This window comes from Streptomyces sp. NPDC057474 (genome assembly GCF_042802555.1).
GTDB lineage: Bacteria > Actinomycetota > Actinomycetes > Streptomycetales > Streptomycetaceae > Streptomyces.
The window spans coordinates 1-12,685 of the sequence record NZ_JBHVDX010000022.1 but is presented as its reverse complement, the minus strand read 5'-3'; the positions used below and the strand labels follow the sequence as shown (position 1 = coordinate 12,685).

At 71.2% G+C, this 12,685-nt stretch carries 8 protein-coding genes; 4 read left to right on the top strand and 4 right to left on the bottom strand.

The window, feature by feature from the left end:
* Positions 1-11 precede the first annotated feature (11 nt).
* Positions 12-290, bottom strand: a complete 279-nt coding sequence (locus ACFU53_RS09000) for a hypothetical protein (RefSeq protein ID WP_383987935.1) — start codon at positions 288-290, stop codon at positions 12-14.
* Positions 291-1,083: 793 nt separating this feature from the next.
* A complete protein-coding gene (gcl, locus tag ACFU53_RS08995) occupies positions 1,084-2,868 on the bottom strand; it encodes a glyoxylate carboligase (RefSeq protein WP_383987932.1) in 1,785 nt (594 codons plus the stop codon).
* Between the two features lie 277 nt (positions 2,869-3,145).
* Between gcl and ACFU53_RS08990 the strand changes: the two genes are divergently transcribed.
* On the top strand, positions 3,146-3,850 hold the full coding sequence (locus tag ACFU53_RS08990) for a hypothetical protein (protein ID WP_383987929.1): 705 nt from the start codon (positions 3,146-3,148) through the stop codon (positions 3,848-3,850).
* Between the two features lie 109 nt (positions 3,851-3,959).
* Here the strand turns inward: ACFU53_RS08990 and ACFU53_RS08985 are convergent, their stop codons facing one another.
* Complete coding sequence (locus tag ACFU53_RS08985; RefSeq protein WP_383988105.1) at positions 3,960-5,549, bottom strand: AMP-binding protein; 1,590 nt, start codon at positions 5,547-5,549, stop codon at positions 3,960-3,962.
* Between the two features lie 44 nt (positions 5,550-5,593).
* Positions 5,594-7,273: an AMP-binding protein gene (locus ACFU53_RS08980; RefSeq protein ID WP_383987926.1), complete on the bottom strand. Its 1,680-nt coding sequence runs from the start codon at positions 7,271-7,273 to the stop codon at positions 5,594-5,596.
* Positions 7,274-7,376: 103 nt separating this feature from the next.
* Here ACFU53_RS08980 and ACFU53_RS08975 point away from each other — a divergent pair, with 103 nt between their 5' ends.
* The 3 genes from ACFU53_RS08975 (at position 7,377) to ACFU53_RS08965 (ending at position 12,508) form a co-directional block, all read left to right on the top strand.
* Entirely contained in the window at positions 7,377-8,249 is an 873-nt protein-coding gene (locus ACFU53_RS08975; RefSeq protein ID WP_383987923.1) for a response regulator transcription factor, read from the top strand.
* Positions 8,250-8,500: 251 nt separating this feature from the next.
* Complete coding sequence (locus ACFU53_RS08970; RefSeq protein ID WP_383987919.1) at positions 8,501-11,359, top strand: AAA family ATPase; 2,859 nt, start codon at positions 8,501-8,503, stop codon at positions 11,357-11,359.
* 351 nt (positions 11,360-11,710) lie between these two features.
* Positions 11,711-12,508 (top strand): S1 family serine peptidase, encoded by a 798-nt coding sequence (locus tag ACFU53_RS08965; RefSeq protein WP_383987916.1) that lies wholly within the window; start codon positions 11,711-11,713, stop codon positions 12,506-12,508.
* Positions 12,509-12,685 lie beyond the last annotated feature (177 nt).

Genomic DNA, 12,685 nt, shown 5'->3' with positions numbered 1-12,685 from the left:
GCCGCGCGGGATCACCCAGCGTCCGGGCCTGTCCCGGGCGCCTCCATGTGGAGCGAGTCCTCCCCCTGGGCCCGGAAGTGCTCCAGGAACTCCGCCACGCTCGCGTCGGATGCTTCTCCAGCCAGCCCCGGCCCTCCTCGACCATCCGGCGGTGCGTTGACCCGGATCGTCTTTCCGAGGTAGTCCCGGCTGATCCGGTCGCGTCTGCCGTCCCGGGTGAGCCGGTACCACTCGTCGAAGTCCGGTCCGAGGATGAGGCCCTGGGCGTGGTCGAGACAGTCCTGGAGCATGCGCACGACGTTCCGCTCGCGGGCACCTGCCGTCGTGGCCCGCGCCTCCGCCAGCAGCCGTTCGAGTTCCTGCCGCCCTGTCGGCCGCGGCCCGTTCCGCCGTTCATGTGCGCGAAGACCGCGGCCGGTGCGTCCTTCACCGGCTGTCCGGCCGCGTCTTCCGCGGCCTTCTCGAGCTGCCACTCCAGTGCCATGTCGCATCGCGACGCCATGGAGGGATGGTGCGATCAAGGTCTGACAACCCGATCACCGGCCATCGCCACGGCTCCGTGCCTACGCCAGCGGGCGTAGACCGTCTACGGAACCCTCAAATCAACCTCTGAACCCGTGCACCAGTGCTTCAACTGCCCCTGGGGCAGGGCACATTCTCGACACACGAGGCCCGCCGGCACGGGGGCGGCGGGCCTCGACGGGGGAAGCCCCCACGGGGGAAATCCGGGGGCACGGGGGAACGCAGGATCGGGGGAGAACGGGGGACCTGCGGAACGGGGGAGAACGGGGGAAACGGGGGAGGCCATGAGCGGCGGCGCGACAAAGCGGCTCGCGTCATGCGAGGTCGCGCTGCCGCAGGGCTTCCCCTCCCCCTCCTCCCACTGGAACAACGCGGTGCACGCCTCTGAGCACGCCCGCGGGGCGCAACAGCCCTCGAGCGCGGGACGGGGGGCGATCCACCCCCCGGATGAGCCGCCCCTGACGTCCGTATGCCAACGCCAACCCAGCGCCGACGCCCAACTCCGACGCCGACGGCCGTACGGCACCGCCAAGACTTAGGCCACCGCCGACGCCGTACGCCTCAGACCCGCAACTCCGCGATCGACGTGGGCGCGTGGCCCGGCTCCGTCGCGATCTCCTCGAACTCCACCACGTTGCCGATGTCGTTCGTCGTGGACATCGAGATGTTGGTGACGCGCTCCAGGATGGCCTCGACGACGACCGGCACCCGGTACTCCGCCGCGAGCTTCTTCGCCTGTTCGAAGGCTGCGCCCAGTTCGGCCGGGTCGGTCACCCGGATCGCCTTGCAGCCCAGGCCCTCGGCGACCTTGACGTGGTCGACGCCGTAGACGCCCAGCTCGGGCGAGTTGACGTTCTCGAACTCCAGGTTGACCTGGAAGTCGATGTCGAAGGCGCGCTGGGCCTGGCGGATGAGGCCCAGGTAGGAGTTGTTGACCAGGACGTGGACGTACGGGATGCGGTGCTGTGCCCCGACCGCCAGCTCCTCGATCATGAACTGGAAGTCGTAGTCGCCTGAGAGGGCGACGACGGACGCCTCCGGGTCGGCCTTCGCGACGCCGAGAGCGGCCGGGATGGTCCAGCCCAGCGGGCCCGCCTGGCCGCAGTTGATCCAGTGACGCGGGTGGTGGACGTGCAGCATCTGTGCGCCGGCGATCTGGGAGAGGCCGATGGTGGAGACGTACCGGGTCTCGGGGCCGAAGGCCTTGTTCATCTCCTCGTAGACGCGCTGCGGCTTGATCGGGATGTCGTCGAAGTGCGTACGGCGCTGGAGCCGTGCCTTGCGGTCCTGCGCGCCGGCCGCCCACTCCGAGCGGTCCGGCAGCCGGCCCGCCTCCTTCAACTCCCTTGCCACCGCCACGAACAGCTCCAGCGCGGCCTTGGCGTCGGACGCGATGCCGTAGTCGGCGGCGAAGATCCTGCCGATCTGGGTGGGCTCGATGTCGACGTGGACGAACTTCCGCCCGGCCGTGTAGACGTCCAGCTTCCCGGTGTGCCGGTTGGCCCAGCGGTTTCCGATGCCGAGGACGAAGTCGGACTCCAGGAAGGTCGCGTTGCCGTAGCGGTGTGAGGTCTGCAGACCGACCATGCCGGCGTTCAGCTCGTGGTCGTCGGGCAGGACTCCCCAGCCCATGAGCGTGGGCACGACCGGGACACCGGTCAACTCGGCGAATTCGACGAGGAGTTCGGAGGCGTCGGCGTTGATGACCCCGCCGCCCGCGACGATCAGCGGCCGCTCCGACGCGTTCAGCAGCCCGATCGCCTTCTCTGTCTGGGCACGGGTGGCGGCCGGCTTGTAGACCGGGAGCGGCTCGTACGTGTCCGGGTCGAACTCGATCTCGGTGAGCTGGACGTCGATGGGGAGGTCGATGAGGACGGGCCCGGGGCGCCCGGAGCGCATCAGATGGAAGGCCTGCTGGAAGACGCCCGGGACCTGCGCGGCCTCCAGCACGGTCACGGCCATCTTCGTGACCGGCCCCGCGATGGAGGCGATGTCGACCGCCTGGAAGTCCTCCTTGTGGATCACGGCCGTGGGTGCCTGGCCCGTGACGCAGAGGATCGGGATGGAGTCACCGATGGCCGAGTAGAGCCCGGTGATCATGTCGGTCCCGGCGGGCCCGGAGGTGCCGATGCAGACACCGATGTTGCCGGAGTGGGTGCGGGTGTAGCCCTCGGCCATGTGCGACGCGCCCTCGACATGCCGGGCGAGGGTGTGCTGGATGCCGCCGGAGGCCTTCAGGGCCGCGTAGAAGGGGTTGATCGCCGCGCCGGGGACACCGAACGCGTCACGGACGCCCTCCCGTTCGAGGATCTCGACTGCCGCGCGGGCAGCGGTCATACGAGCCATTGCGTACTCCTGATTCAGCTGCCGGACTCGCGCTCCCGTCGCGCCCCGCGGTGAGCACTTCCGTGATTTCGTCAGTTGTTATTTCTGCTGATTTTCCGCATTGTGGAAATTACTTTCTACTATCTGGAAGCAATGTAGGGGGCGGAGTAAGGAGCGTCAAGGGCGTGGGCAGCGGAATCCACCGGGGCGTCTCGGGGCGTTCTCCTGCCGGAACGGCCCTGGCTGGAGGACGATGAGGAGGCGCTTTTCGATGTGGCTCGGTGGTGGGGTGGGGAGCATGAGCGAGAGCATGGCGGTGCGGTGCCCGGAGTGCGGGCGGGAGCATCAGTACGCCGCACCGGCCTACCCCTGTGCGTGCGGCACCCCGGTCGCCCCGCCCCTGAACCGCCGCGCCACCCCCACCTCCGTCACGCACCACACCTGGGACGAGGACTGGGTCACCGTCCGCTGCGGAAGCTGCGGCCGCGCCGACCAGTGGCCCCACCCAGAGCTGGGCTGCTCCTGCGGGACCGTGCTGCGCGTCCCCGTGACCGGCGCTTCACGGCCCCTGCGCCCCGACTGCGCCACGGACACGGACGAACCACCCGCCGCTCCCAGGGCGACCTTCCGGCCCGTCACCATACGTACGGCCCGCGACGCGGTCACCGCGGTCGCCCTCTATCTGCGCTGGCTGGGCTACCGGGACATCCGCCGTGCCGACCAGCGCCAGCCGTCCGGGATCGGCCTGGCCGCGCGGGGTGTCCTGGCCCAGGTGGATCCGTCGGTGCGCCCGGCCTCGCTGCGCGACATCGAGTGCCTGTGGCTGACCGCCATGACGGAGTGCACCGACTGCGTGTACTTCTCCCTCGCCGGGTACGAGAACGACGCCCGCGACCGCGCCGACGGCCTGGATGTCTCCCTGTTCGTCCTGGACCTCACGGGCACCCCGCAACCGGTGAACGGCGCGGCGACGGCCCTCATCGCCACCGGCGCCGAAGCCTGAGCGCTCCGCCGAGAAGTGTGATGGCAGCACCGCGGGCCGTCTGTGCTGGTCGCGCCCGCGCGGCGGAGCCGCCCATGTGACGGCCCCGCGCCCCTTACGGGCGCGTCTTCTACTCGGTTGCGTACCGCTGCCGCAGCTCGATCTTCCGTACCTTCCCCGACACCGTCATCGGGAAGGCGTCCAGGATGCGCAGCGCGCTCGGGATCTTGTAGTGCGCCAACCGCCCGTCGCAGAAGGACCGTAGCTCCTCCAGCGTGAGCGGTTCGGCTGCCTCGCGCGGGATGACGCAGGCGAGCACCTCCTCGCCGTACCGCTCGTGGGGCACGCCGACCACCTGGACGTCGGCGATCTTCGGGTGGCCGTACAGGAACTCCTCGATCTCGCGCGGGTAGATGTTCTCGCCACCCCTGATGATCATGTCCTTGATGCGGCCGACGATCTCGACATACCCGTCCTCGCGCATCGTCGCCAGGTCCCCGGTGTGCATCCACCGCCCGGCGTCGACGGCCTCGGCGGTCTTCTCCGGCTCCTCCCAGTAGCCGAGCATCACGCTGTAGCCACGTGTGCACAACTCGCCCGCCGTGCCGCGTGGTTGGGTCACCCGGGTCACCGGGTCGACGATCTTCACCTCGATGTGCGGGAGGACGCGGCCGACGGTGCCGGTGCGGTGTTCCAGGTCGTCGTCTCGCCGGGTCTGGGTGGAGACGGGCGAGGTCTCCGTCATGCCGTAACAGATCGAGACCTCCGTCATGTGCATCTCGGCGACCACCCGCTTCATCACCTCCACCGGGCAGGGCGAGCCCGCCATGATGCCGGTGCGCAGGGAGGAGAGGTCGTAGGCGGTGAAGTCGGGGAGGTTCAACTCCGCGATGAACATGGTCGGTACGCCGTACAGCGAGGTGCAGCGCTCCTGCTGGACGGCGTCCAGGGTGGCCTTGGGGTCGAAGGACGGGGCCGGGATCACGATGCAGGCGCCGTGCGAGGTCGCCGCGAGGTTGCCCATCACCATGCCGAAGCAGTGGTAGAAGGGCACGGGCACACAGATCCGGTCCTGCTCGGTGTAGGCCATCAACTCCCCGACGAAGTAACCGTTGTTGAGGATGTTGTGGTGAGAGAGGGTCGCCCCCTTGGGGAAGCCCGTGGTGCCCGAGGTGTACTGGATGTTGATCGGGTCGTCGCAGGACAGGTCCTCGTACGGCACCGGCGTCCCGCGCGCGATCAGCGCGTCCCAGCTCGGGTCCCCGATGTAGACGGTCTCCCTCAACTGCGGGCATCGGGAGCGGACTTGTTCGACCATGGCCCGGTAGTCGCTCGTCTTGTGGCCGAGGGAGGCGAAAAGCAGGGAGACACCGGCCTGGTTGAGGACGTACTCGACCTCGTGGGTGCGGTAGGCCGGGTTGATGTTCACCATGATCGCGCCGATACGGGCGGTGGCGTACTGGACGAGCACCCACTCGGGGCAGTTGACCGCCCAGATGCCGACCCGGTCGCCCTTGGTGACACCGCTCGCGAGCAGCGCGTACGCCAACTCGTCGACGTCGACCGCGAATCGGGCGTACGTCCAGCGCCGACCGGACGGCGCGTCGACGAGGGCCTCGCGGTCGGGCCAGGCCGCGACCGCCCGGTCGAGGTCGGCGCCGATCGTGTCACCGAGCAGGACCGTGTCGCTCGTGCCGTGCGTGTACGACGGTTCCGTCATCTCGACGTCTTCGCGTGCCGCCACCGGAAGATCCTCTCGCGCCGTCACCGGAAGTCCTCCTCGCGGTACTCCGCGTCCGAGCCCTCGGCCGTGGCCTCGCGCAGCTCGATGCGGCGGATCTTGCCCGACACGGTCTTCGGCAGGTCGCCGAACTCCAGGCGGCGCAGGCGCTTGTAGGGCGCGAGGACGGTCCGGGAGTGCTCGAAGAGCACCTTCGCGGTGTCCGGGCCCGCCTCCCAGCCGGCCGCCAGCACGATGTACGCCTTCGGCACGGCGAGCCGCACCTCGTCCGGCGCGGGCACGACGGCCGCCTCGGCCACCGCCTCGTGCTCCAGCAGAGCGCTCTCCAGCTCGAACGGGCTGATCTTGTAGTCGCTCGCCTTGAACACGTCGTCCGCGCGGCCCACGTAGGTGATGTAGCCGTCCGCGTCCCGTGAACCGATGTCGCCGGTGCGGTAGTAGCCGCCGGCCATGGACTCGGCTGTACGGTCCGGATCGCCGTGGTAGCCGGTCATCAGACCGACGGGGCGGTTGGAGAGGTCGAGGGCGATCTCGCCCTCGTCGGCGTCCGGGGCGCCCGAGACGGGGTCGAGGAGGACGACTTTGAAGCCGGGGCCGGGCCGGCCCATCGAACCGGTCTTCAGTTCCTGGCCGGGGCTGTTGGAGACCTGGACGGCGGTCTCGGTCTGGCCGAAGCCGTCGCGGATGGCGACGCCCCAGGCGCGGCGCACCTGCTCGATGACCTCGGGATTGAGCGGCTCACCGGCGGCGACGGCCTCGCGGGGCGGGGTGCGCAGCTGGGTGAGGTCGGCCTGGATGAGCATGCGCCACACCGTGGGCGGGGCGCAGAAGGTGGTGACACCCGCGCGCTCCATCTCCGACAGCAGCCGACTCGCGTCGAAGCGGGTGTAGTTGTGGATGAACACGGTCGCCTCCGCGTTCCACGGGGCGAAGAGGTTGGACCAGGCGTGCTTGGCCCAGCCGGGCGAGGAGATGTTGAGATGGACGTCGCCGGGCTTCAGGCCGATCCAATACATGGTCGCCAAGTGGCCGATGGGATACGACACATGGGTGTGCTCGACCAGTTTGGGCCAGGCGGTCGTGCCCGAGGTGAAGTACAGCATCAGCGGGTCGGTGGCATTGGTGGCGCCGTTCGGCTCGAAACGGGCGGGTGCCGCGTAGGCCTCCTCGTACGGCCGCCAGCCGTCCACCCTGCCGCCGACCGTCGTGCGGGTGTAACGGCCGGGAACATCCTCGAACTTGGGGGCGTCCTCGGCCCGTACGATCACGTGCTTGACCCGGCCGCGCTCCATCCGGTCGCGCAGGTCGGCGGGGCCGAGCAGCGGGGTCGCGGGGATGACGACGGCGCGCAGCTTCATCGCGGCGAGGGCGGTCTCCCACAACTCCGCCTGGTTGCCGAGCATGACGAGGATGCGGTCGTCGGCACGGACGCCCCGGTCCCGCAGCCGGTTGGCGACCTGGGACGAGCGCGCGGACATCTCGGCGAAGGAGACCACGGTCTCGGTGCCGTCCTCCTCGACGATGTGCAGGGCCGTGCGTTCGTTCCCACGTGCGATCACGTCGAACCAGTCGAGCGCCCAGTTGAAGTACTCCGGACGCGGCCAGGTGAAGCCCTTGTAGGCCGTGGCGTAGTCCTCACGATGGGCCAACAGGAAGTCCCGGGCCGCCCGGAACTCGTCCGTGGCGCTCGTCCTCGCCGACATGTGTCCTCCTCATTGCCGGACCGTTGCCTGACATCGTGTAATGCGTGATACACGTCTCACTACCCCCGAACGGGGGGGTGCGCCGCGCGGAAGGGGCGAGTTCATGGCTTGGAATCCCTCGGATTCCGTCGGGCCGGCTTTGTCCGGCCGGGCGGACCTGCGCGGCGCGCTGCACCGGCTCCGGCAGGCCACCGGGCTGCCGCTCGCCTTCGCGGGGCTGGTCGAGCCCGGGCCCGGGCAACTGCGCATCAGCGAACTCCAGGGCAACCGTACGACCGCGCTTCAAGGCCTCGCCGTGTACTCCGGGAACGGCCTCGGCGGCAAGACGGTGGCCCTGGCCCGCCCGTGCCGGGTCACCGACTACTCCGTCTCGCGCCAGATCAGCCACGAGTACGACGCCGCGGTAGCCGCCGAGGGCATCCGCTCCGTCCTCGCGGTCCCCGTCGTCGTACGGCGTCAGGTGCGCGGGGTGCTGTACGGCGCCCTGCGCGCGGCCCAGCCGCTGGGCGACCGCACGGTCGGAGCCGCGCTGGAAGCGGCGCGGGACATGGAGCAGGCGCTGGTGGTGCGGGACGAGGCGCGGAACCTGCTGACCGCGACCCGGGCGCCCGAGGGAGACTCGGCCGGGGCGTGGGAGGAGGTCCGGGAGGCGCACGGGGCGCTGCGCGCGCTCGCCCCGCGCATCGACGATCAGGAGCTGCGAGCGGAGCTGCTGCGGGTGTGCGGGCGCCTGGCCGGCGTGACCGGCGGGGAGAGGACCGGGCCGGACAGCGCCGCCCGGGTCGCCCTGACCCCGCGCGAGACGGACGTACTGGCCTGCGTCGCGACGGGTGCGACCAACACGGTCGCCGCGGATCGTCTGGGGCTGCGCCCCGAGACGGTGAAGGCCTATCTACGCTCGGCCATGCGGAAGCTCGGGGCTCACACCCGGTGGGAAGCGGTCGTCGCCGCACGCCGGGCGGGACTGTTGCCGTAACGCTCCGCACGAGGATCGGCCGTCGGACCGCCGGCCCGGTGAGGGCTGGTCGCGCCCACGCGGCGGAGCCGCAGATGTCACTGCCCCGAGTCCCTTACGGCGCGGGAACGTCAGCTTTCATGTAACGGGCAGGTGAAATTCCTTATGCCGTACCCTTCCTGTTATTTCCCACACCGGGGCTACGTTCCGAAATTCAAAGACTGGACGCCTAATATTGGCCCGGACACGACACTCGAGGGGAGCGGTGGCCCGTGCGACGGGAGTTCAAGGAGCCTGGGAGACCCCGCCCCGACCTGGTCATAGGCCGGGAGGAGCTGTTCGCGGGGGCGCGTGAGCAGCTTTCGCGGGGCGGCAGTGTGCTCGTGCACGGCTCCGCTGGTATCGGAAAATCGACCGTCCTGCGCGCCCTGGCCGCGGAATACGACGAATCGGCACGGACGGTGCTGCGCTGCTCGGCCACCGAGTCCGAGTCGCACCTGCCGTTCCTCGCGTTGACCGATCTGCTCGGTCTGGTCATGGACGAGGTGTCCGACCAGCTGCCCGCCCCGCAGCGCACCGCGCTCGAATCCGCGCTCACCGGCCGTGGCGAGTCCACGCTCCAGCGCGACGGGCTCGCCCTGCGGCTGGCCGTCCTGTCGACCCTGCGCGCCCTGGCCGCCAAGGGCCCGGTGCTGATCGTCGCGGACGACCTCCAGTGGCTGGATCCGGCCAGTGTCGAGCTGCTCGGGTTCGCCGCGCGGCGGCTCGGCGAGATGCCGGTGCGCATGCTGTGCGCCGTACGCACTTCGACGGACCCCCATGGTCACGAGCAGGACAGGTATCTACGCGCGTCCCCTCCCGACACCCTCGCCCTCCGGGTCACTCCGCTGTCCAGGACGCACGTCGCCGAGCTGCTGGAGAACCGCGGCTACACCGGTCTGCCCCGCTCGACCGTGCGGGACATCCACCGCACCAGCGGCGGCAACCCGCTGTTCGCACTGGAGCTGGGCCGTGCCCTCGCCGACAGCCCGACGCCGCCGCGTCCGGGCGAGTCGCTGCCCGTGCCGACCTCGCTGCGGACCCTGGTCCTGAACCGGCTGGACATGCTCTCGGCCGAGGCCCGCCGCACCCTGCTGGTCGCCAGCGCCGGTGCCCGGCCCACGGTGGCGCTGCTGCGCGCCGCCGGGCGCGAGAACGCCGAGGCGGAGACCGCGCAGGCCGTCGAGCTGGGGCTGCTCGCGCCGGAGCGGGAGGGGCCGGGCGTGCGGTTCGCGCACCCCCTGGTGTCTGCCGCGCTGTACGCCGAGGCGACCGCCCAGGAGCGGCGGGCCGCCCACGCCGCGCTGTCCACCGCCGCCGTCGACCCCATCGAGCGGGCCCGGCATCTGGCGCTGGCCACCCATGGCACCGATCCGCAGGTCGCCGGGCAGCTGGGGGAGGCCGCGGCCGTGGCCCGGGACCGGGGCGCGCCCTCGGTCGCCGCCGAGCTGGGCCTGCTCTCGGCCCGGCACACCCCGGCGGGCGCGACGCCGGGCCCCGACGAGCGGCGGTTGCAGGCCGCCGAGGACGCGCTGACCGCCGGGGAGAACGACCTCGGCCGGGACATCGCCCGTGAGGTGCTGAGCCGGGCCACCGAGCCCGCCGAGCGGGTCCGGGCCTGGATGGTGGTGATCGACGCGGCCGGGCAGTCCCTCGCCGAGGTCGACGCCGTCTACCCGCAGGTCCTCGCCGACGCGGGCGACGACCCGCGGCTGCTCGGCCTGGTCCGCTACCAGCTGGCCTGGCGCGCCCTGGTCCTCGAAGGCGACTTCGCCCGGAGCCGGGAGGAGGCCGCGCGGGCGGCGGAGCTCGCGGCGCGGGCCGAAGACCGGCGCACCGAGCTGCTCTCGCTCGCCTTCCAGGCGCAGGCCGAGATCCTGATGGGGCACCCGGACGCGCCCATGACGATCAAACGGGCGCTGAAGGAGCCGCAGGACCCGCAGCTGGCGTGCCATCACAACGGGGCGGGCGCGACCCGCTTCCGCTGGCTGATGATGAGCGACCAGCTCGGCGAGGCCCGTGCGACGATCACCTCCCTGCTGCGCGAGGTGCGGCGGCGCGGCATGGTCGAGAGCGAGGTGCACTATGTGCGCTTCCTCGCCGAGACCGAGCTGCGCTCCGGGCACTGCGGCCGGGCCCTGGACCTCGCCCGCGAGGGCTATGTCCTCGCCCGTGACTCCGGCATCGGCGAGGGCGCGTCCGCCATGCTCACCTCGCTCGCGGAGGCCGCCGGCGGTGACGTGGAGCGGGCCCAGGCGCTCGCCCGGGAGGCCGCCGAGCGCGCGGAGCAGGACGGCGACCTGATGTACCTCTCCCGGGCCCTGGGCGCCCTCGGGCACGCCCGGTTGGTGGCGGGGGACGCGCCGGGCACGGTGCAATCCCTTCGCCGCGTACGGGAGTTGGAGGAAGGGCTCGGGGTCACCGACCCCGCACGCGGCCGGTGGCACGGCGATCTCGCCGAAGCCCTGGTGCGGGTGGGCGAGTTGGCCGAGGCGCAGGACGTCATCGACGTCACCCGGCAACAGGCGCTGCGGCTCGGGCGGGAGAGCGTGCTCGCCGTCCTCGACCGGGCCGAGGCGCTGGTACGCGCGGCACGGGGTGAACAGGACGCTGCCGTAAGGCAGTTGACGTCGGCGCAGGACCGACTGGCGAAGCTGGGCTACGGCCTGGAGGAGGCGCGGGCCGCGTACGCCCTGGCGGGGCTGCGCACCCTCCCGCAGGCCCTCGGTCTCGCCCGGCCAGGGGCGACGCCGGCGTCCGGGCCGGGCTCGTACGACGAGGCGTCCCGGCTCTTCCGCCGCTGCCGCGCACTGCCGTGGCTGCGTCAGGTGGAGGAGGCCTCGGTCACCCCGGCGCCCCCGCAGCAGCCCGCGATCGCGCCGTCGGCGCTGGACGCCCTCGCCGTGCTCGCGGCGACGGAACGCCAGGTCGCGGAGCTGGTCATGGAGGGTGCGACCAACCGGGAGATCGCCGGCCGGCTGTACATCAGCGTGAAGACGGTCGAGGCGACACTCACGCGGGTCTACCGGAAGCTGGGCATCCGGTCGCGTGTGGACATCGTGCGACTGGCGGCGGGACACCGTACGAACTGACCTCCCCGGGACCGGCTGACGAGCCCCTCCCGGGACCTGGGCCCTGTCGTCACATTCCCGCCTGCCGCGCTTCGGGCGGAGCCAGTGCGCGCAGCGGCCTTGCGGCTCCAGCCTAGGCTCAAACCCCGGCCCGGGTCATCGAGGGTTTTCCCTCCCCAACTCCCCTAGGGGGATCCCCCCTTGGGAGGGGATCACTCCGGCTCATAGTTTTTGTGACGTGCCGCACGCCAGGGCACACAGACCGGCCCGCCGCCCCCGCTCGGCTCCCCCGAGCGGGGGCGGCACCGCAGGCTCTGTGCACCAACCCCCCACCCGCGCGTCCCCCACCGGCAATCCCCCATGAGGAGAACCATGTTCGGGTTCAACCGCGTCAAGAAGTCGATGGTCGCCGCCGCGGCCACCGCTGCCGCCGCCGCTGCCGCGCTGCTCACCGCCCCCGGCGCCGTCGCCGCTCCCCAGCCCATCGTGGGTGGTACGACCACCACCGCGAGCGCGTACCCGTACGTCATGCAGATCACGAACGCCTCGCAGAGCCAGTTCTGTGGTGGCACCCTTGTGTCGCCCACCAAGGTGATCACCGCCGCCCACTGCATGGTCGGCAGAACCACCTCCAGCACTCGCGTCGTCGGTGGCCGCACCTACCGCAACGGCACGAACGGCACCGTCAGCACGCTCAGCAAGATCTGGATCCACCCGAGCTACAACAGCTCCACGATGACCAGTGACGTGGCCGTACTGACGCTCGCGGTCGCGCAGCCGTACACCACGGCGTCGTACGTCAGCGCCTCGCAGACGGGCGTCTACGCGGCCGGCAGCACCGCCCGCATCATCGGCTGGGGCACCACCTCCTCGGGCGGCTCCTCCTCCAACCAGCTGCGCACCGCGACCGTACCGGTCGTCGCCGACTCGGTCTGCGGCAGCTCCAGCTCGTACGGCTCCGAGTTCGTCGCGAGCTCCATGGTTTGCGCCGGATACTCCTCCGGCGGCGTCGACACCTGCCAGGGCGACAGCGGCGGTCCCCTGATGATCGGGGGCGTCCTGGCAGGCATAGTTTCCTGGGGTTACGGCTGCGCCGACGCGCAGTACCCCGGTATCTACACCCGGCTGACCACCTTCTCCAACACGGTGGCCGCGCAGATCGCCTCGTAGCCGAGGCCACGCGCCGGCCGACAGACTCCTGAGGTACTCCCTCAGGAACTGCCAGGGGGCGCCGCGAACCTGCCACGAGCGGGTGGGGGCGCCCCCCCACCAAAGTGCGGGGAGGCGCCGGGGGTAACGTGGGCCCCCGGCCGCAACGGGTTTGGGACGCGCCCCCCGGTGCGGACG